A 17,928-nucleotide genomic window follows, 5' to 3' on the forward strand; every position below is an offset into this window, starting at 1 on the left:
ACGCTAACCCTCTTCCGCGAAGTCCGCCCCGCCAAGGGAGCCATAAAGGCTTTCGGCGAGCAGGGGCATCCGCTCGACGAGGGCGGCGAGCAGCGCCTCCGGATCATCGTCGCCGACGAGCGGGGCCATCACCTTGAGCAGCGCGACGGCGATGGCGTTCTGCTCGGCGGCCTCGACCTCGGGCAGCAGGTCAGCGGCCTCGCGCAGCGCCTGCTGGATCAGGCGCGGGCGGCGGTCGCGCTCCAGCAGGAGGGCGATCAGCCGCAGGAGCCGCCGCCCGATCTTGTGTACGGCCTCGGTGCTCAGTGGGACCGCCGCCTCGGCCCGCCCGGTCAGCCGGATCTGGTCATCGATCCAGGGTTCGATCGTGTCGCCCTGCCACACCGGGCCGGAGGCGAGCTCGGCGTCGGGCTCGGGCATGCCGCGGGTGCGCCGCCGCCGCCACACGGTGACGAGCTGGCGGGACTGGCCGAGGGCATCAGCGATCTCGGCGATGCCGTACAGCTCACGCCGGGCCGATGGGGTCATCGGCTCATCCTAGCGACCACATAGATGACACCCCTTGACTTCCAAGATGACACTTGCCAGACTCCGAACACACCCAAGGTTATTCCACATGACACCGGAGGTAATCTTGAAGTACAACGTGAAACTCCTGACGGCCGTCGCCGCGGCGGGCCTGGTGACCGCCCTCGGCGCCGGCACGGCGCACGCGGACGCCGGCATCGGCCTGCACAAGGTCAGCAACGCCCAGGGCGCGGACGTCCACCAGGGCGACGCCGGTCTCTACCTCGGCCACCTCGCCAAGGACGACAAGTTCGAGACGACCAGCCACGACAGCCGGGGCGTGTGGTGCACCGGCCACGCGTACGGCAACGTCCACCAGGACGGTTCCGTCCTCTGCGAAGACCTCACCCCGACGAGCTGGTAAGGAGCCTCAGATGTCCCTCACGACCCCCCGCCGCCTCCGGCTGGCCGGACAGACCGCCGCACTCGCCCTCGCGGTCGGCGCCATCGGCGTCGGCGCCGCCGGCACCGCCCACGCCGGCGACGGCGCGACCTTCCACTCGGTGATGGTCGACTGCTCGAGCACGTACTTCTACCGCAACTACAACCCCGCCACGGACGACTTCAGCGACCCGTCCGGCGCGCCGTACGTCTACGGCCAGCTCGTCAACATCCGTACCGGCGACGAGCGCTCCGGCGAGCGCGGCACCCGCGCCTACCAGAACGAGTGGGGCTGGTTCTCCCGCATGTGCCTTCAGGGCTACCACTGATGAGCACGCGCTTCCGCGTCGCGGCGCCGCTGGCCCTGCTGCTCGCGGCCCTCTTCGGGTCCGTGCTGCTCGGCCCGGCGCCGCGGGCGCACGCCTACACGATCGGCTGGAACGACGTGGCCACGGCCACCGAGTCCAGCTCCTGGGGCACGGGGTACGGACCCGGCTGGGTCGCGCTCACCTTCGACACCGGCGGCGCGCCGCACGGGCCGATCGTCGGAGTGCTGTACGCGGCCGGGGTCGCGGGCGAGCCCGGCACCGACCACATGGACGTCTACAGCACGCACGGCCCGGCGGCCAGCGTGGACGGCCCGTTCGCGGGCGGCTACGCGTACGGCGGCTTCGGCGGCTGCGCCTGGGCGTACTGGACCGGCAAGCTCCGCGCCGACGGCGCCCACCACAGCCCGTCGTGCACCACGCCCCCGAACCACACGACGAAGATCTTCTGCTATGACCAGGCGGCCGACCGGCTGTGCAACGACGGCGTCGTGCAGCAGTCGACCGAGCCCGAGGCGGGGGTGTGGAAGGACATCACCGCCCACCCGGCCACCATCGACCCGGGCGGCTGCGACGCGTGGGGCAACGTCGGCGCCTCGGCGATCTACAACGGCACGGCCGTGGCGTACCAGAACAGCCTGGGCCACATCGCGTCCGGAACGGTGAAGGTCCGCTACGTCACCAAGGACGACCACGCGGTCATGGCCCTGGTGGCGGACGGAGCCCTCCCGGCCCACATGCGCTGGGCGTTCCTCCCGCGTACGTGCCTGACCCCCGCGTTCTGACCGTGTCTTCCGAGAACCGGCCGGCCCGTCCTCGCGACGGGCCGGCCCTCAGTCGGTGAGGGCCTGAGTGACCAGCTGGTGTAGCCGGGTACGGATCGGGTGGGTGCTCGACGGGATCAGCTGGGTGAGGAAGACGACCGTGATCTGCTCGGCCGGGTCGACCCAGAAGGCCGTGCTCGCGGCGCCGCCCCAGAGGTACTCGCCCTCCGAGCCCAGGCATCGCGCCTTGACCGCGTCCTGGACGACGCCGAAACCGAGCCCGAACCCGACACCCGCGTAGGAGACCTCGGCGAACACCGGCCGGCCGAACTCATCCAGGTCGGCGGCGCCCGGCAGGTGGTTGCGGGTCATGTACGCGACGGTGCGCGAGCCGAGCAGCCGTACGCCGTCGAGTTCGCCGCCGCGTAGCAGCATCTGGGTGAACCGGTGGTAGTCGCCCGCCGTGGAGATCAGCCCGGCGCCGCCCTGCAGCGCCCGCGGCCGGCGGAACTCCGAGCCGCGCATGTCGACCGGCACCGCGTGCCCCACGCCGTCCGGCATGTACAGCGAGGCCATCCGGTCGGCGTCGCCCTCGTCGATGAAGAACCCGGTGTCGTTCATGCCGAGCGGTTCGAAGATCCGCTCGGCGAAGAACCGGTCCAGCGACTGCCCGGAGACGACCTCGACCAGCCGCCCGAGCACATCGGTGGCCACGGAGTAGTTCCACTGCGTGCCGGGTTCGAAGAGCAGCGGCAGTCCGGCGAGCCGGTCGACCATGCCTTCGAGGTCGAGCCCCTTGGGCGTGCTCCGGTCGAACCCGGCGGCGCGGTAGATCTCATCGACGACGCTGACGTGCTGGAACCCGTACACGAGCCCGGCCGTGTGCGTGAGAAGGTGCCAGATCCGGATCGGCCCGGCCGCCGGGCGGGTGATCGGCTTCATCGCCGGCCCCTGCTCATAGACCTGCATGCCGGCGAACGCGGGGATGTAGCGGCTGACCGGGTCGGTCAGCTCGAAGGCGCCCTCTTCGTAGAGCATCATGGCCGCGACCGAGGTGATCGGCTTCGACATGGAGTAGATGCGGAACAGCGTGTCGGTCTCGACGGGCGCCGTGGACGCGAGGTCCCGCGCGCCGTACGTCGACAGGTGCGCGATCTCACCCCGCCGGCTCACGAGCGCCAGCCAGCCGGGCAGCCGCCCGTCGTCGACGTAGGCCGCGAAGTGGCGGTCGATGCGCCGCAACCGCTCGGCGTCGAACCCGACCTCCGCCGGATCACACGTGACCTTCAGCTCGCCCACCGCGCCGCCTCCCGCCGGTTCATGGAAGCTTTTTCTAGAACAGAATTCTACGACCGCCGCCCCACCGGCGTGAACCCTCGGCACCGCCGCGGTGCCGAGGGTGGACCGCTCGCGCCGTGGATCAGCGCGGGACGGGACGGAGGTCGCCGGAGGACGTGATCGGCAGGTCTCCGAAGTGGTCCGGCAGGCCGAGCGCCTGCGCCGCGCGGTACAGATCTCTCGCCTCGGCCGGGGTGATGACGCCGTCCGAGGCCGCGACACGATGCATGCCCTGGAGCGTCGCCCGGTGCACCTCCTCGACCTCGGCCCGCGACATCCCCGCACGGCTCGCCTGGTCCGCCAGGGCGCGCGCCTCGACGCCGGTGATCTTCCCGTCGGCGAGGGCGGCGGTCAGGAGCTCGACGTACGCGGCGGCCATCGCCGGGTCCGCGGCGCCGGCCGTGCTGATCGGCAGGCGCTCCATCAGGCAGGCCATCCAGCCGCGTTCACCCTTGCGCAGGCCGCTCGCGCGTGGCTTGAACCGGCGCGGGCCGGGCACAAAGGGAAGCGCCGGATATTCCGGCGAAACGGTCAATCCGCGAGAATTCTTGAGAAGATGCGCCAGCAGTCGCCCGCACGCGCGGGCGTCGTCGAGGGCCGCGTGCGACGCCATCCCGGGCAGTTCCAGCTCGCTCACCAATGTGCCGAGGCGGTAGTTCGGCATTGTGAGATGGGTACGGGCCGCCTGGAGAGTGCAGAGCCCCGGCAGACGCGGAACGTCCAGCCCGAGCCGGGAGAGTTCGTGCGCGAGGAACCTTTCCTCGAATGGCAGGTTGTGCGCCACCACCACGCTGTCCTGACAGAACGCGAGCAGCGCCCCGACCACCTCGGACGTCGGCGGAGCGCCCTCCAGCCTCTCGCGCGTGATGTGGTGGATCCAGGTCGCGCCGAGCTCGACGTCCGGCCCCGGATCGGCCAGGCTCGACAGTTCTCGTACGACGCTGCCGTCCGCCCTCATCCGTACGGCGCCGACCTCGATGAGACGGCCCGGCGCCAGTCCCGTGGTCTCGAAATCGACCACCGTGAATTCCGCGTCTACCCGACCATTCAGACCTAATGAAATAGGAACAAATATCCCCATATCCCCCTGCCTCCATCGTGAACCTTTGCCCAGCAAAGACGCGCGACCAATGACCGGGGTTTACCAGGACCTAAAAGGCCCTTTAAGGCCGGGCACGCCAGAGGCGGCCGACGTCACGCGTGAAGGACCACGTCAGCGACGACAGCGCCACGGCGAGCAGGGCGATCGAGATCCAGCGCGGCGTGACCTGGGCGGCGGCGACCACGAGCACGATGCCCTGCAGGGCCGCGATCGTCTTCCCCTCCCGCGTCGGGCTCAGCGGCCCGCGCAGGAACGGCAACCCCCACCCCGCCGCCACGAACGCGTACCTCATCAGGCCGATCGCCAGCACCCACGCACCGAACGAACGGCTCACGAACACGCTCAGCACCAGGATCAGGAACGCGTCGACCTCCATGTCGAAGCGCGCCCCCAGCGCGGTGGAGGTCCCCGTACGCCGGGCGACCTTGCCGTCGACCGCGTCCAGGGCCAGCGCGACCCCCGCGATGACGACCAGCGCGGTGACCGGCTCTCGCTCGGCGAGGGTCTGGGCCACGATGGCCGTCACGCAGCCGACCAGCGTCGCCCGCGCCAGCGTCACCCCGTTCGCGGCGCCGAACCTCGGCGGGCACGACCGGCGCAGCCCCGAGCGGAGCGCCGCCCACACGACCACGGCGTACGCCGTGCCGGCGAGCCATCCCGCCACGCCCACGCAGACGCCGGCCGCCCACAACAGGGTCAGCAACACCAGTTGGGCGCCCAGTCCGACCATGGGTGCGGTACGGCGGGAGGCGGGCAGAGTGACCACCGGTACTCCTCGAACAGCGGGGTGAATAAAGTGCCGCGTAGCGTACCCAAGACCTGCAAATCAGCGGAAAAACCCTATCGGACCTGGAGAAACACCCATGGAGTATGACGCCTTCTGGCTCCGGAAACCCGGGCAGGGCGAGATACGAACCGCGGAGCTGCCTGCTCCCGGCCCCGGCGAGGTGCTCGTCCGCACGCTGTACTCCGGCGTCAGCCGCGGCACCGAGACCCTCGTCTTCACCGGCGGCGTGCCCGCGAACCAGTACGCGACGATGCGCGCGCCCTTCCAGGACGGCGACTTCCCCGCCCCGGTCAAGTACGGCTACCTCAACGTCGGCGTGGTCGAGCAGGGACCGCAGGACCTGAAGGGCCGCGCCGTCTTCTGCCTCTACCCGCACCAGACCCGGTACGTCGTCGCCGCCGGCGCCGTCACACCCCTCCCCGACGCGGTGCCGCCCGCGCGCGCCGTGCTGACCGGCACCGTCGAGACCGCGCTCAACGCGGTCTGGGACGCCGAGCCGAGAGTCGGCGACCGGATCACGGTCGTCGGCGCGGGCATGGTCGGCTGCTCCGTCGCCCGCATCCTGACGGGGATCCCCGGCACGAAGGTCCAGCTCGTCGACGTCGACCCGGCGAAGGCGGCCGTCGCCGAGCAACTCGGCGTCGACTTCACAGACCCCGGGAACGCCGAGGGCGACCGCGACCTCGTCATCAACGCCAGCGCCACCGAGGAAGGCCTCGAACGGTCGCTGGAGCTGCTCACGAGCGAGGGGACCGTGGTGGAGATGAGCTGGTACGGCGACCGCCGGGTCTCCCTGCCGCTCGGGGAGTTCTTCCACTCGCGCCGCCTGACGATCAAGGGCAGCCAGGTCGGCGCCGTCTCCCCGGTCAAGCGCACGCACCGTACGTACGGCGACCGGCTCGCGATCGCCCTCGACCTGCTCGCCGATCCCGCCTACGACGCGCTGGTCACGGGCGAGTGCGCGTTCGGCGAGCTCCCCGCCGTGATGCCGAGACTCGCCTCTGGTGAACTAAAGGCGCTCTGTCTCCGTGTCGTATATGACCGAGGAGAGTGATCCGTGTTCAGTGTCACCGTCCGTGACCATGTGATGGTCGCGCACAGCTTCCGCGGCGCGGTCTTCGGCCCCGCCCAGAAACTCCATGGCGCCACGTTCGTCGTGGACGCCACCTTCCGCCGGGCCGAACTCGACGCCGACAACATCGTGGTCGACATCGGCCGGGCCACCGAGGAACTCGGCGCCGTGCTGGCCGGGCTGAACTACCGCAACCTGGACGACGAGCCCGCGTTCAAGGGTGTGAACACCTCGACGGAGTTCCTCGCCAAGCACATCGCGGACCGTCTCGCCGACCAGGTGAACGCCGGTGCCCTCGGCGAAGGCGCGCGCGGGTTGTCCGGCATCGCCGTCAGCCTCCACGAGTCGCACGTCGCGTGGGCGAGCTACGAGCGATCTTTGTGAACCCCGTCCACGTCGTCCTGCCCGGCGACGTCGACGACGCGACGGTGCCGAGCGGGGGCAACATCTACGACCGCCGCGTCTGCGAGCGGCTCGACGTGCGCGAGCTGGCCGTACGGGGAACGTGGCCGCGACCGGACGACGCCACCCGCGAGGAGCTGGCGCGCGGGCTCGCCGCCCTGCCCGACGGCGCGGTCGTCCTCGCCGACGGGCTCGTCGCGTGTGGCGTGCCCGAGATCGTCGTCCCACAGGCGGACCGGCTGCGGCTCGCGGTCCTCGTGCACCTGCCGCTCGCCGACGAGACCGGCCTGGCCCCGGACGTGGCCGCCGACCTGGACGTACGCGAGCGGGAGACGCTGAGCGCCGCCGCCGCGGTCGTGACGACCAGCCCGTGGGCGGCGCGCCGGCTGGCCGAGCGCCACGCGCTCGCCTCGGGCCGGGTCCACGTCGTGCCGCCGGGGACCGACCCCGCGCCGCTCGCGCCCGGCACCGACGGCGCGTCCCGGCTCCTCTGCGTCGCCTCGGTCACGCCCCTCAAGGCGCAGGACCTGCTCGTCGAGGCGCTCGCGACCGTCGCCGGGCCCTGGGAACTCGTCTGCGCGGGCGCGCTGAGCCGCGCCCCGGACTACGTCGCGCGCCTGCGGGACCTGATCACGCGGCGCGGGCTCGACGGCCGCGTACGGCTGGCCGGCCCGCTGACCGGCGAGGAGCTCGACGCCGCGTACGCCGAGGCCGACCTCGTCGTCCTCACCTCACGCGCCGAGACGTACGGGATGGTCGTGGCCGAGGCGCTGGCGCGCGGGATTCCGGTGCTGGCGACGGCCGTCGGCGGCGTGCCCGCCACGCTCGGCTCGGACGAGCCCGGCATCCTGGTGCCGCCCGGCGACGCGGAGGCGCTCGCCGGCGCGCTGCGCGGCTGGTTCGGCGATCCCGGGCTGCGGGACCGGCTCAGGGCCGCCGCGCGCCGCCGCCGTACGGAGCTGGACGGCTGGGACACGACGTCGCGTCTCATGGCCGAGGTGCTGGAGGCCGTCCGATGAGCATGGCCGCCGCCTCCCACTGCCCGCCCGAGTGGCTGGACCTGCGCGAGGGCGCCGACGCCGACGCCCGCGCGACCGCGCTGCTCCCCCCGCTGCGCGCGTACCTCGGGGACACCGAACGCCTGGTCGTGCACGACCTCGGCTGCGGCACGGGCTCCATGGCCCGCTGGCTCGCGCCCCTGCTCCCGAACCCCCAGCACTGGGTCATGCACGACCGCGACCCGGTGCTGCTCGCCCGCGCGACCGCCGGGCCGGGCGTCACGGTGACGACCGACTGCGGGAACCTCGCCGACGCGGACCTGACCGGCGCCTGCCTCGTGACCGCCTCGGCGCTGCTGGACCTGCTCACCGCCAAAGAGATCGGCGGGCTCGCCGCCGCGTGCGCCGGACGCCCGGCGCTGCTGACGCTCTCGGTCACCGGCCGGGTGGAGCTGACGCCGGCCGACCCGTTCGACTCCGTGGTCGAGTCCGCGTTCAACGCCCACCAGCGCCGGGTCGCCGCGGGCCGGTGCCTACTCGGGCCGGACGCGCCCGAGGTCGCCACCGCGGCGTTCGAAGGCCACGGCATGGCCGTACGGGGGCACGAGAGCCCGTGGCGGCTGGGTCCGGACCGGGCCGAGCTGATCGCGGAATGGCTCACCGGGCGGGTGGCCGCGGTCCGCGAGCAGTGGCCCGACCTCGCCGTACGGGCCGAGGCGTACCTGGATCGCCGGCTCGCGGCCAACGCGGCCGGTGAGCTGCACGTCGTCGTCCACCACCGCGACCTGCTCGCGCTGCCGGGAGCGTGAGCGCGATGAAGCGACTCTGGCCATGGCTGCGGATCCTCATCGGCATCGGCATCCTCGCGCTGCTCGTCTGGAGACTCGGCAGCGGGGCGTTCCTGGACGGGCTGCGCGTGATCGACGGCCCGGCGATCCTGGCCGCGCTCGCGATCGGCCTGGTCACCACGGTGGCGAGCGCCGCGCGCTGGTGCCTCGTCGTACGCCGCCTGGGCCTGCGGCTCTCGCTGTGGACGGCCGTCGCGGACTACTACCGCTCGGTGTTCCTCAACACCGTGCTGCCCGGCGGGATCCTCGGCGACGTGCACCGCGCGGTACGCCACGGGCAGGACGCGGGCGATGTCGGCCGGGGCGTGCGCGCCGTGGTGATCGAGCGCACCGGCGGCCAGGTGGTCCTGGCCCTCGCGGGTGTCGCCGTGCTCCTCGCCCGCCCCGGTACGGTCACCGAGGTCCGGCACGCCGCGACGCCGGTGGCCGTCGCCGTGCTGTGCGCGGGCGTCGTCGCGTTGATCGCCGCGATCGGCCTGGCCCGGCGCACCGGGATCTGGCGGCGGCTGGTCACGCCCGCGCTGACCGACGTTCGCCGGGGGCTGCTCGCCCGCGACACGTGGCCGGGGGTCATGGGCCTGTCGGCGGTCGGCCTGGCCGGGCACCTCGCGCTCTTCCTGATCTCCGCCCGCGTGGCCGGGTCGGCCGCGCCGGCCACGCGGTTGCTGCCGCTGATGGTGCTGGCCCTGTTCGCGATGGGCCTGCCGGTGAACATCGGCGGCTGGGGCCCGCGCGAGGGCGCCACGGCCTGGGCGTTCGGCGCCGCCGGGCTGGGTGCCGCCCAGGGGGTCACCGTCGCCGTGGTGTACGGGGTGCTGACCTTCGTCTCCGGCCTGCCGGGCGCCGCCGTGCCTCTGCTCGGGCCCGCCCGCCGCGCCTCGGCCCCGGCGGTACGGACGGCCGAGAACCCCGCCCACGCCCGTGGCGGCGAGGTCGTACGCGCCGGCGGCCGGTTGTAGCGCCGCCTCACATCCGGGTTCGGCGGCGGGGGCAGGCGCGGGCCCGGGCGAGGAGGGTGCGGAGCTCCACCACGCCGTGAGCGGGGTTGCGCAGCGGGGAGGGGAAGGCCAGCCGTACGTCGTGCGTGCCGCCGGCCCGCTGCAGCCGGAGCACCACGCCGTAGCGGTCCAGGCGCAGCGGGTCCACCCGCGTGACGCCGTTCAGCAGGCGTGCGTCGACCAGCTGCGCCAGCAGCTCGATGGCGTCGCTGTGCGCGCCCGCGAGGTGGGTCAGGATCTCCGCCTCCGTCTCGGCGAGCGGGTCCGGCTCGGCGACCGCGAACTCGTCCGGGTCGACGTCGACCCACTGACCGCCGTGTTCGAGCTCGACGGTCGCCGCCTCGAAGCTCAGCGGGGTCAGGTCCGGCTGGGTCGCCGGGCCGCCGTCGGCGAGGGCGATCCAGCCGCCGAGCACCACGCGGGCACGGATCCGGTCCGGTACGGCGACCGGCGCCACGTCGGTGAACTCGATCGTCGCCGTCACGTCGCCGTACGGCGACGCGGCGACCTCGCTGCTCAGGTGCGTCTCCGACGGGACGTTCAGCAGCAGGCGGCCGGGCGCCTCGAGCGAGTGCAGCCCGACCAGCTCGACGCGATGGGCCTCGGTCGTCAGGGTCAGGGACCTCGCCGCCGCGAGCACGGAGCGGACCAGTTCGGCCGCGGTCGGCTCGGGGGATTCGATGGCGGACATCCAGCCTCCTTAAGTAAGGTAAGCCTAACCTTAATCACTTGGAGGCCTTCGTGAACAGATCACGGCCGAAAGCCAAGCGCTCCCGCGCGCTGGGCATGCCGCTGACGCCGAAGTGCGTGCGGTACTTCGAGCGCCGCCCGTACCCGCCCGGCGTGCACGGGCGCGGGCGCAAGCAGCAGTCCGACTACAAGACGCGCCTGCTGGAGAAGCAGCGACTGCGCGCGCAGTACGACGTGAGCGAGCGGCACCTGCGCCGCACGTTCGACCGCGCGACGCGCGCGGCGGGCAAGACCGGCGAGGCGCTGCTGGCCGACCTGGAGACCCGGCTCGACGCGCTCGTCCTGCGCTCCGGCCTCGCCCGTACGATCTACCAGGCCCGGCAGTTCGTCAGTCACCGGCACATCCAGGTCGACGGCAGGCGGGTCAACATCCCCTCCTACCGCGTACGGCCGGGCTCGGTGATCACCGTCGCCGACAAGAGCCGGAAGATGACGCCGTTCCTGGAGGCCGCGGCGGGCGCGCACGCTCCCGAGCACGTCCCGGCCTACCTCCGCGCCGACCACACCGCGCTCGTCGCGCAGCTCGTGCGCCTTCCCGAGCGGCACGAGATCCCGGTCCGGTGCGACGAGCAGCTCGTCGTGGAGTACTACTCGCGCTGACCCCGCAGCACGGGCGGCACGGGGGCGCCGAGGTACCCCAGCAGGTCGGCGAGCCGGTGGTCCAGCTCCCGGCCGACCTCCGCGACACGGGGGTCACCGAAACTGGCGAACTTCGTGCTCGGCTGGTCCACGGCGAATCTCGTCGTGCCCTCGGCGTCCTCGTAGACGACGGTGCGCAACGGCGCGTACATCATGATCGCCGGCTCGTGGGTGTACATGCGCTGGGCGATCGTGTGGTTGCCCATGAGGTACTCCACGCACTTCCAGCGGTCCCCGGCGAGCCGCATGACGGCCGTCGCGTCGAACTCCCAGTAGCGCATGAACACGTGCGGCGCGCTCTCCTCGGTCACCCGGAGGACCTCGCTCCAGGAGGCGCCGTCCCGTACGAACTCATAGAGCCGCCCGGCGTCGAACGCCGGCACGGCACGTTCGTACCGCTCGCGGAAGTCGCCGAAGCCGGCGCCGACCGCGACCTCCAGCCGGCGCACCTCGTGGGCGACGGTCCGTACGAGATCCGGTGAGGGCAACGTCATCATCTCCACTCCGACACCGGAATCCCCCGGCGCAGGTCTCATACCCCGCTGACGTGCCCAGTCCTCCCCGCGGAGGGAACAACACCGAGGTCAGCCGCCCAATGCTGACTTCACATCTTTAATCAAGGTAATTAAGAAGCCTTTCACCAGCACCGCCAGGCTCTTGACGGGTTCATTTTCCACAGGTTAAATCACGCCATGAATTAAGCCCCCGACCGAGGAGGTCTCCTCGGCCCCGCCAGCCGAAAACGATCTCCGCCCCTCCCGCCAGGAGACGAACCTGATGAGATCGCTCCCCCGCCCCCGCGCCGCCGCGGCCCTCTGGGCCATGGTCCTGGCGCTGACCGTCCTGGTGATCGCGCCACCGCACCATGCCCTGGCCGCGGACACCCTCCTCTCCCAGGGCAGACCCGCCACAGCCTCCTCCACCGAGAACGCCGGCAGCCCGGCCTCCAACGCGGTGGACGGCAACACCGGCACCCGCTGGTCCAGCGCCTTCAGCGACCCGCAGTGGCTGCAGGTGGACCTGGGCTCCTCCGTCGCACTCAGCAAGGTGGTGCTCAACTGGGAGGCCGCGTACGCCTCCGCGTACCAGATCCAGCTCTCGACGAACGGCACGACCTGGACCACCGCCTACTCGACCACGACCGGCGCCGGCGGCACCGAGACGGTCACCATCAGCGGCACCGCCCGCTACGTCCGGATGTACGGGACGGCCCGGCACACCGGCTACGGCTACTCCCTGTGGGAGTTCCAGGTGTACGGCCCCGGCGGAGGCACCACGCCACCGCCCGGCGGCGGTGACCTCGGCCCCAACGTCAAGGTCTTCGACCCGTCGATGTCCAGCGGCACCATCCAGAGCCAGCTCGACTCGGTCTTCAGCCAGCAGGAGAGCAACCAGTTCGGCACGCAGCGGTACGCGCTGCTGTTCAAGCCGGGCAGCTACAACGTCAACGCCAACATCGGCTTCTACACCTCGATCGCGGGCCTCGGACGCAACGTCGACGACGTGAACATCAACGGCGCCGTCAACGTGGACGCCGGCTGGTTCGGCGGCAACGCCACACAGAACTTCTGGCGTTCGGCGGAGAACCTGTCCGTCACCCCGACCGGCGGCCAGGACCGCTGGGCCGTCGCCCAGGCGGCGCCGTTCCGCCGCATGCACATCCGCGGCGACCTCCGCCTCGAACCGAGCGGGTACGGCTGGGCCAGCGGCGGCTACATCGCCGACTCCAAGATCGACGGTTCGGTCCTGCCGTACTCCCAGCAGCAGTGGCTAACGCGCGACAGCCAGATCGGCGGCTGGGGCAACGGCGTCTGGAACATGGTCTTCTCCGGCGTACAGGGCGCGCCCGCGCAGTCCTTCCCCAACCCGCCGTACACCACGCTGAACACCAGCCCGGTGACCAGGGAGAAGCCCTACCTCTACGTCGATTCATCCAACAACTACAACGTGCTGGTGCCGAACCTGCGCAACAACTCCAGCGGCACCACCTGGTCGGGCGGGTCGACGCCCGGCACCTCGATCCCGCTCAGTCAGTTCTACGTCGCCCACCCCGGTGACAGCGCCGCCACGATCAACGCCGCGCTGGCCTCGGGCCTGAACCTGCTGTTCACGCCCGGCATCTACCACGTCAGCCAGTCGATCAACGTGACACGCGCCAACACCGTCGTGCTCGGCCTCGGCTACGCGACGATCATCCCCGACGGCGGCGCGACCCCCATGACGGTCGCGGACGTCGACGGCGTCAAGATCGCGGGCCTGCTCTTCGACGCGGGCACCACCAACTCGCCGGTGCTTCTGCAGGTCGGCCCGAGCGGCTCGGCCGGCACCGGCCACGCCGGCAACCCGACCACGATCCAGGACGTCTTCTTCCGCATCGGCGGCGCCGGCGCGGGCAAGGCGACCAACAGCCTGGTCGTGAACAGCAGCAACACGATCATCGACCACATCTGGGCCTGGCGCGCCGACCACGGCAGCGGCGTCGGGTGGACCACCAACACCGCCGACAACGGCTTGACCGTCAACGGAAACAACGTCACGGCGTACGGCCTTTTCGTCGAGCATTACCAGAAGTACAACGTCGTGTGGAACGGCCAGGGCGGCAAGACGATCTTCTTCCAGAACGAACTGCCGTACGACCCGCCCAACCAGGCGGCCTACATGAACGGGAGCACCCGCGGCTACGCGGCCTACAAGGTCGCGGACAACGTCACCAGCCATGAGGCCTGGGGCGTGGGCAGCTACTGCTACTTCAACGTCGATCCCTCGATCGTCGACGAGCACAGCTTCGAGGCGCCGAACAACGCGGGTGTGAGGTTCCACGACCTGCTCACCGTGTCGCTCGGCGGCAACGGAGTCATCAACCACGTCATCAACAGCACCGGCGCCGCGGCGCAGGGCACGGACACCGTCCCGGTCAACCTGGTCAGCTACCCCTGATGAGAGACGCCGGCCGGGTGGCGGGGCCCGGCCGGCGCACACGTCCCCGCCCAAGACCACGGTCCGCGCCCTCCATGGTGGGGCGTGGGCCGGTCAGGCGGGCACGGCCCGCCGTACGGGGAGGACGGCCAGCCGGTTGATGAGCAGAGAGGGCAGGCGTTCGAGGGTCCCGTCGGCCGGCTCCAGGTCGCCGAACCGCTCCAGCAGCCCGCCCAGCGCGATCCGCGCCTCCAGCCGCGCCAGCGGCGCACCCAGGCAGTGGTGGATGCCGTGCCCGAACGCCAGGTGACCGGCCACCTCGCGGCCCACGTCGAACACCCCCGCCTCATCGAACCGCGACGGGTCGCGGTTGACCGCCAGCAGCGCCACGACGACGTTCTCCCCCGCCGGGATGAGCTGACCGGCCACCTCGACCGGCTCGGCGGTGATCGCCGGGATCGTCACCTGGGTCGGGGAGTCGAAGCGCAGGATCTCCTCGACCGCGGCGGGCAGCCGCTCCGGCTCGGCCCGCAGCAGCGCGAGCTGGTCAGGGTGGGCGAACAGAACGTTGACACCGTTGGCGATCAGGTTGACGGTCGTCTCGTGCCCCGCGATCAGGAGGAGATACACCATCGAGGTCAGCTCGTCCTCGCTGAGCCGGTCGCCGTCGACCGTGACCAGCGCGGACAGCAGATCATCGGCCGGAGCGCGGCGCTTCTCGGCGGCGAGCCCGCGCACGAGCTCGACGATCTCCTCCGCGGCGTGGGAGAACGCCTCATACCCGGCGAACCGCCCGGCCAGCAGCGGACCGGCCCAGGCGCGTACGTCCGCGTGCGAGGCGGCCGGGACGCCCAGCAGCTCGCAGATGACCGTGATCGGCAGCGGTCCGGCGAAAGCGGTGATCAGGTCGGCCTCGCCGTCGGCGGCGAGCCGCGCCTCCAGCCCGTCGAGCAGGTCCGCGCAGATCGCCTCGATCCGCGGCGTCAGTCCCTCGACGCGGCGGCGCGTGAACGCGGCCGAGACGAGGCGGCGCAGCCGGGTGTGGTCGGGCGGGTCGGTGGTCAGCAGGTTGAAGGAGAGCGCGCGGAGCAGCTCCGGCGGCATCTCGTCGCCGAACGGCATGTGCGACGCACCGCTCCTGACCACGCGCGGGTCGGTCAGCACCGCCTTCGCCTCGGCGTGGCCGGTCACGACCCAGGCGTCCGCGCCGGTGGCGAGCCGCATCCGGTGCACCGGGCCCTTCGCGGACAGCTCGGCGAGCGCGCGGTGCCGCGCGCCTTCGGGGACGGCGAGGAAGGGGTCGTCGGCGGTGGTCACGGGGGGCGCCTTTCGTCAGCGGATGGTGGTGGCGGACTCGCGGCCGCGGCCGCCGCGGCTCAGGAAGTCGGCGAGGGGGAGCGTCGCGGCCCCCACCGTGACGGCGTCCGGCCCGAGTCTTCCCAGCTCAATGGTGGTACGTTCGGCGGGATGACGGAGCGCGTACGCGGCCGCGGACCGGCGTACGGCCGGCAGGAAGTGCCGGCCGAGCAGCAGCCCCGCCCAGCCGCTGATGATGATGCGCTCGGGGTTGAAGAGGTTCACCAGATCGGCGATCCCGGCACCGAGATACTCCGCGGTCTCATCCAGCAGCGCGACGGCCTTGTCGTCGGGGGTGCCCGACGGGCCGGGCGCCGCCCGGGCGAGCAGCGCGGCGAGCGCGCTCTCCTCGTCGTCCCCGCCCGGGTCGCCACCGATCTCGGCCCAGCGCTCCAGCACCGCCTCGGCGCTGACGTAGGCCTCCAGACAGCCGAGCGCACCGCAACGGCACTCGCGCCCGCGCACCTGCAGCGTCGTGTGGCCCCACTCGCCGGCGCTGCTGTGCGCGCCGCCGTACAGGCCGCCGTCGGTGATGATGCACGCGCCGACGCCGGAGCCGATCAGCGCGATGACCGCGTGCCGTGCGCCGCGCCCGGCCCCGAACCACACCTCGGCCTGGCCGAGGGTCTTGGCGCCGTTCTCGATGAACAGCGGCACCTCGGGCGGGAGCCCGGCGCCACCGCGCAGCAGCGACTCCAGCGGCACCGCGTCCCAGCCGATGGTCTGGCCGTGGACGACCGCGCCGCCGGGCGAGCTGCGGTCCACGATGCCGGGCACGCCCACGCCGACGCCGAGCAGCCGGTGCGCCGCGACGTCCGCGTCGCGCAGCACGTCGGCGAGCGCGCTGCGGATGTGCCCGACGACCCGGTCGACGTCGTAGCCGTGCGCGGCGAGGGGGCGCTCGGCGCGGGCCAGCTCGGTCAGCGCGAGGTCGAACAGCTCCACGCGGATCCGGGTCTCGCCGACGTCGACGCCGATGAGGTACGCGCTGCGGCGCGCGACGCGCAGCAGCGTGCGCGGCCGGCCGCCGTCGGAGTCGACCGATCCGGCCTCCTCCAGCAGCCCGTCCGCGGTCAGCTCGGCCACGACGTTGCTGATCGAGCCCGAACTCAGCCCGGTGGCCGGGGCGAGCTCCTGCCGGCTGAGGGGACCGTCGAAGTAGAGCTTGCGCAGCACAGCCGAGCGGTTCGTGCGCCGAAGGTCGCGCACGGTCCGCTTCTCCCGATCACTCATCCGGACCATCCTCCCCGATCACAATCACGCAACCTACCTGCCGCCGACTCTTGACGCGGATCTTCTGTCACGTCTTAACTCATAACCTAAATTAAGCTTCCTGGCCTAAGCCCCGGAGGGCCCCTGATCATGCGCAGGACCTCGATCACCGCTGCTATCGCAGCCGTCTCCCTCGCCACCGCCGCCCTTGCCGGATGTGGCGGCGGGTCCGCCACCGGCAACGGTGGGAACAAGAATCCCAAGACACTCACCTACTGGGCGAGCAACCAGGGCAAGAGCCTGGATGATGACAAGCAGAAGCTCACGCCCGAGCTCCAGAAATTCGAGAAGCAGACCGGGATCCACGTCAAGCTCGAGGTCGTCGGCTGGCCGGACCTGCTGAACCGCGTCCTCACCGCCGCCTCCTCCGGCCAGGGCCCCGACGTGCTGAACATCGGCAACACCTGGTCCGCGTCCCTGCAGGCCACCGGTGCGCTGCTGCCCTTCGACGACAAGGCGTTCACGGCGATCGGCGGCAAGGACCGCTTCGTGGCCTCCGCTCTCGGGTCGACGGGCGCCGCGGGCAAGGCGCCCGCGGCCGTGCCGCTCTACTCCCTGGCCTACGGCCTGTACTACAACAAGAAGCTCTTCAAGGCGGCCGGCATCACCAACCCGCCGGCGACCTGGGCCGACCTGGTCGCCGACGGCAAGAAGCTGACCGGTGGCGGCAAGTACGGCCTGGCCGTCGAGGGCGCGAACAACGCCGAGAACATCCACCACGCCTACATCTTCGCCAAGCAGCACGGCGGTGACTTCTTCGACGCGTCGGGGAACCCCACATTCACCTCACCCGGGGCGGTCGCGGGCGTCAAGCAGTACGTCGACTTCATCGCCAGCGACAAGATCACCGCGCCGGGCGACGCGGAGTACGCGCAGAACCAGTCGCTGCAGGACTTCGCCACGGGCAAGGCCGGCATGCTGCTGTGGCAGGCGGCGGGCGTCCAGCTCGCGCAGCGCGGCATGAAGGCCGAGGACTGGGGCGTCGCCCCGGTGCCGGTGCAGTCCGGGGCTCCCGGTCAGGGCACCAACGTCGACACGATGGTGGCCGGCATCAACATGGCCGTCTTCAAGAACAGCCAGAACCAGGACGGGGCGCTGAAGTTCGTCAAGTTCATGACGAGCGATGAGGAGCAGAAGATCCTCAACGGCAAGTACGGCTCGATCCCGCCCGTCAGCGCGGCCCAGTCGGACCCGCAGTTCTCCAACCCGGAGCAGGCCGTCCTGCGCGAGGGTCTCGCCAAGAGCGCCGTGGCCCTCCCCCAGGTGCCGAAGGAGTCGCAGTTCGAGGACCTGGTCGGCACCGCGCTGAAGGACCTGTTCGCCGACGCCGCCGCAGGCAAGGCGATCACCACCGAAACCGTCCAGAAGCGCCTCGAGAAGGCCCAGCAGCAGATGACGGGCTGAGGTCTGAT

General features: G+C 71.6%; 19 protein-coding genes. 11 read left to right on the top strand and 8 right to left on the bottom strand.

Annotated elements, in window-relative coordinates; translation table 11 throughout:
• Positions 1–3 precede the first annotated feature (3 nt).
• Positions 4–528, bottom strand: a complete 525-nt coding sequence (locus tag QWU11_RS39725) for a hypothetical protein (RefSeq protein ID WP_290119720.1) — start codon at positions 526–528, stop codon at positions 4–6.
• Positions 529–616: 88 nt separating this feature from the next.
• Between QWU11_RS39725 and QWU11_RS39730 the strand changes: the two genes are divergently transcribed.
• The 3 genes from QWU11_RS39730 to QWU11_RS39740 are packed head-to-tail and all read left to right on the top strand — an operon-like array spanning position 617 to position 2,059.
• A complete protein-coding gene (locus QWU11_RS39730; protein WP_290119721.1) occupies positions 617–931 on the top strand; it encodes a hypothetical protein in 315 nt (104 codons plus the stop codon).
• Positions 932–941: 10 nt separating this feature from the next.
• On the top strand, positions 942–1,277 hold the full coding sequence (locus QWU11_RS39735; protein WP_290119722.1) for a hypothetical protein: 336 nt from the start codon (positions 942–944) through the stop codon (positions 1,275–1,277).
• On the top strand, positions 1,277–2,059 hold the full coding sequence (locus tag QWU11_RS39740) for a hypothetical protein (RefSeq protein WP_290119723.1): 783 nt from the start codon (positions 1,277–1,279) through the stop codon (positions 2,057–2,059). Before QWU11_RS39735 ends, QWU11_RS39740 begins: the two co-directional genes overlap by 1 nt.
• A 48-nt stretch (positions 2,060–2,107) precedes the next feature.
• Here QWU11_RS39740 and QWU11_RS39745 read toward each other — a convergent pair whose 3' ends face one another.
• The 3 genes from QWU11_RS39745 to QWU11_RS39755 form a co-directional block, all read right to left on the bottom strand.
• A complete protein-coding gene (locus QWU11_RS39745; protein ID WP_290119724.1) occupies positions 2,108–3,337 on the bottom strand; it encodes a serine hydrolase domain-containing protein in 1,230 nt (409 codons plus the stop codon).
• A 121-nt stretch (positions 3,338–3,458) separates the two neighbouring features.
• The gene (locus tag QWU11_RS39750; RefSeq protein WP_290119725.1) at positions 3,459–4,397 is read right to left on the bottom strand and encodes an exonuclease domain-containing protein; all 939 of its coding nucleotides are present in this window, start codon (positions 4,395–4,397) and stop codon (positions 3,459–3,461) included.
• A 142-nt stretch (positions 4,398–4,539) separates the two neighbouring features.
• Positions 4,540–5,244 carry a CDP-alcohol phosphatidyltransferase family protein gene (locus QWU11_RS39755; RefSeq protein WP_290119726.1) on the bottom strand — a complete coding sequence of 235 codons (705 nt, stop codon included), beginning with the start codon at positions 5,242–5,244 and terminating at the stop codon, positions 4,540–4,542.
• Positions 5,245–5,341: 97 nt separating this feature from the next.
• Between QWU11_RS39755 and QWU11_RS39760 the strand changes: the two genes are divergently transcribed.
• The 5 genes from QWU11_RS39760 to QWU11_RS39780 are packed head-to-tail and all read left to right on the top strand — an operon-like array spanning position 5,342 to position 9,544.
• Positions 5,342–6,319: a dehydrogenase gene (locus tag QWU11_RS39760; protein WP_290119727.1), complete on the top strand. Its 978-nt coding sequence runs from the start codon at positions 5,342–5,344 to the stop codon at positions 6,317–6,319.
• Positions 6,320–6,322: 3 nt separating this feature from the next.
• On the top strand, positions 6,323–6,721 hold the full coding sequence (locus QWU11_RS39765) for a 6-carboxytetrahydropterin synthase (protein WP_290119728.1): 399 nt from the start codon (positions 6,323–6,325) through the stop codon (positions 6,719–6,721).
• Complete coding sequence (locus QWU11_RS39770; protein ID WP_290119729.1) at positions 6,718–7,758, top strand: glycosyltransferase family 4 protein; 1,041 nt, start codon at positions 6,718–6,720, stop codon at positions 7,756–7,758. Before QWU11_RS39765 ends, QWU11_RS39770 begins: the two co-directional genes overlap by 4 nt.
• Positions 7,755–8,546 carry a class I SAM-dependent methyltransferase gene (locus QWU11_RS39775; RefSeq protein WP_290119730.1) on the top strand — a complete coding sequence of 264 codons (792 nt, stop codon included), beginning with the start codon at positions 7,755–7,757 and terminating at the stop codon, positions 8,544–8,546. Before QWU11_RS39770 ends, QWU11_RS39775 begins: the two co-directional genes overlap by 4 nt.
• Before the next feature lie 5 nt (positions 8,547–8,551).
• Positions 8,552–9,544: a lysylphosphatidylglycerol synthase transmembrane domain-containing protein gene (locus tag QWU11_RS39780; RefSeq protein WP_290119731.1), complete on the top strand. Its 993-nt coding sequence runs from the start codon at positions 8,552–8,554 to the stop codon at positions 9,542–9,544.
• Positions 9,545–9,551: 7 nt separating this feature from the next.
• On the opposite strand, the gene QWU11_RS39785 is transcribed toward QWU11_RS39780, so the two are convergent.
• Positions 9,552–10,274: a DUF2470 domain-containing protein gene (locus tag QWU11_RS39785; protein ID WP_290119732.1), complete on the bottom strand. Its 723-nt coding sequence runs from the start codon at positions 10,272–10,274 to the stop codon at positions 9,552–9,554.
• Positions 10,275–10,324: 50 nt separating this feature from the next.
• Between QWU11_RS39785 and rpsD the strand changes: the two genes are divergently transcribed.
• Positions 10,325–10,933 (top strand): 30S ribosomal protein S4, encoded by a 609-nt coding sequence (gene rpsD, locus QWU11_RS39790; RefSeq protein ID WP_290119733.1) that lies wholly within the window; start codon positions 10,325–10,327, stop codon positions 10,931–10,933.
• On the opposite strand, the gene QWU11_RS39795 is transcribed toward rpsD, so the two are convergent.
• Positions 10,921–11,469 carry a DUF302 domain-containing protein gene (locus tag QWU11_RS39795; protein ID WP_290119734.1) on the bottom strand — a complete coding sequence of 183 codons (549 nt, stop codon included), beginning with the start codon at positions 11,467–11,469 and terminating at the stop codon, positions 10,921–10,923. The genes rpsD and QWU11_RS39795 overlap by 13 nt on opposite strands.
• A gap of 280 nt (positions 11,470–11,749) precedes the next feature.
• Between QWU11_RS39795 and QWU11_RS39800 the strand changes: the two genes are divergently transcribed.
• Entirely contained in the window at positions 11,750–13,909 is a 2,160-nt protein-coding gene (locus tag QWU11_RS39800; protein ID WP_290119735.1) for a discoidin domain-containing protein, read from the top strand.
• 93 nt (positions 13,910–14,002) lie between these two features.
• On the opposite strand, the gene QWU11_RS39805 is transcribed toward QWU11_RS39800, so the two are convergent.
• Positions 14,003–15,205 carry a cytochrome P450 gene (locus tag QWU11_RS39805; RefSeq protein WP_290119736.1) on the bottom strand — a complete coding sequence of 401 codons (1,203 nt, stop codon included), beginning with the start codon at positions 15,203–15,205 and terminating at the stop codon, positions 14,003–14,005.
• 15 nt (positions 15,206–15,220) lie between these two features.
• The gene (locus QWU11_RS39810; RefSeq protein WP_290119737.1) at positions 15,221–16,477 is read right to left on the bottom strand and encodes an ROK family transcriptional regulator; all 1,257 of its coding nucleotides are present in this window, start codon (positions 16,475–16,477) and stop codon (positions 15,221–15,223) included.
• Positions 16,478–16,606: 129 nt separating this feature from the next.
• Between QWU11_RS39810 and QWU11_RS39815 the strand changes: the two genes are divergently transcribed.
• Positions 16,607–17,920, top strand: a complete 1,314-nt coding sequence (locus tag QWU11_RS39815; RefSeq protein ID WP_290119738.1) for a sugar ABC transporter substrate-binding protein — start codon at positions 16,607–16,609, stop codon at positions 17,918–17,920.
• Positions 17,921–17,928 lie beyond the last annotated feature (8 nt).

This window comes from Actinomadura sp. DC4, from assembly GCF_030406325.1.
Taxonomy (GTDB): domain Bacteria; phylum Actinomycetota; class Actinomycetes; order Streptosporangiales; family Streptosporangiaceae; genus Actinoallomurus.

Bases quoted from the DNA above. Each gene is read 5' to 3' on its own strand.
- QWU11_RS39725 (WP_290119720.1), bottom strand. From the start codon at position 528: ATGACCCCATCGGCCCGGCGTGAGCTGTACGGCATCGCCGAGATCGCT.
- QWU11_RS39730 (WP_290119721.1), top strand. From the start codon at position 617: ATGACACCGGAGGTAATCTTGAAGTACAACGTGAAACTCCTGACGGCC.
- QWU11_RS39735 (WP_290119722.1), top strand. From the start codon at position 942: ATGTCCCTCACGACCCCCCGCCGCCTCCGGCTGGCCGGACAGACCGCC.
- QWU11_RS39740 (WP_290119723.1), top strand. From the start codon at position 1,277: ATGAGCACGCGCTTCCGCGTCGCGGCGCCGCTGGCCCTGCTGCTCGCG.
- QWU11_RS39760 (WP_290119727.1), top strand. From the start codon at position 5,342: ATGGAGTATGACGCCTTCTGGCTCCGGAAACCCGGGCAGGGCGAGATA.
- QWU11_RS39775 (WP_290119730.1), top strand. From the start codon at position 7,755: ATGAGCATGGCCGCCGCCTCCCACTGCCCGCCCGAGTGGCTGGACCTG.
- QWU11_RS39780 (WP_290119731.1), top strand. From the start codon at position 8,552: ATGAAGCGACTCTGGCCATGGCTGCGGATCCTCATCGGCATCGGCATC.
- QWU11_RS39785 (WP_290119732.1), bottom strand. From the start codon at position 10,274: ATGTCCGCCATCGAATCCCCCGAGCCGACCGCGGCCGAACTGGTCCGC.
- QWU11_RS39795 (WP_290119734.1), bottom strand. From the start codon at position 11,469: ATGATGACGTTGCCCTCACCGGATCTCGTACGGACCGTCGCCCACGAG.
- QWU11_RS39800 (WP_290119735.1), top strand. From the start codon at position 11,750: ATGAGATCGCTCCCCCGCCCCCGCGCCGCCGCGGCCCTCTGGGCCATG.
- QWU11_RS39810 (WP_290119737.1), bottom strand. From the start codon at position 16,477: ATGAGTGATCGGGAGAAGCGGACCGTGCGCGACCTTCGGCGCACGAAC.
- QWU11_RS39815 (WP_290119738.1), top strand. From the start codon at position 16,607: ATGCGCAGGACCTCGATCACCGCTGCTATCGCAGCCGTCTCCCTCGCC.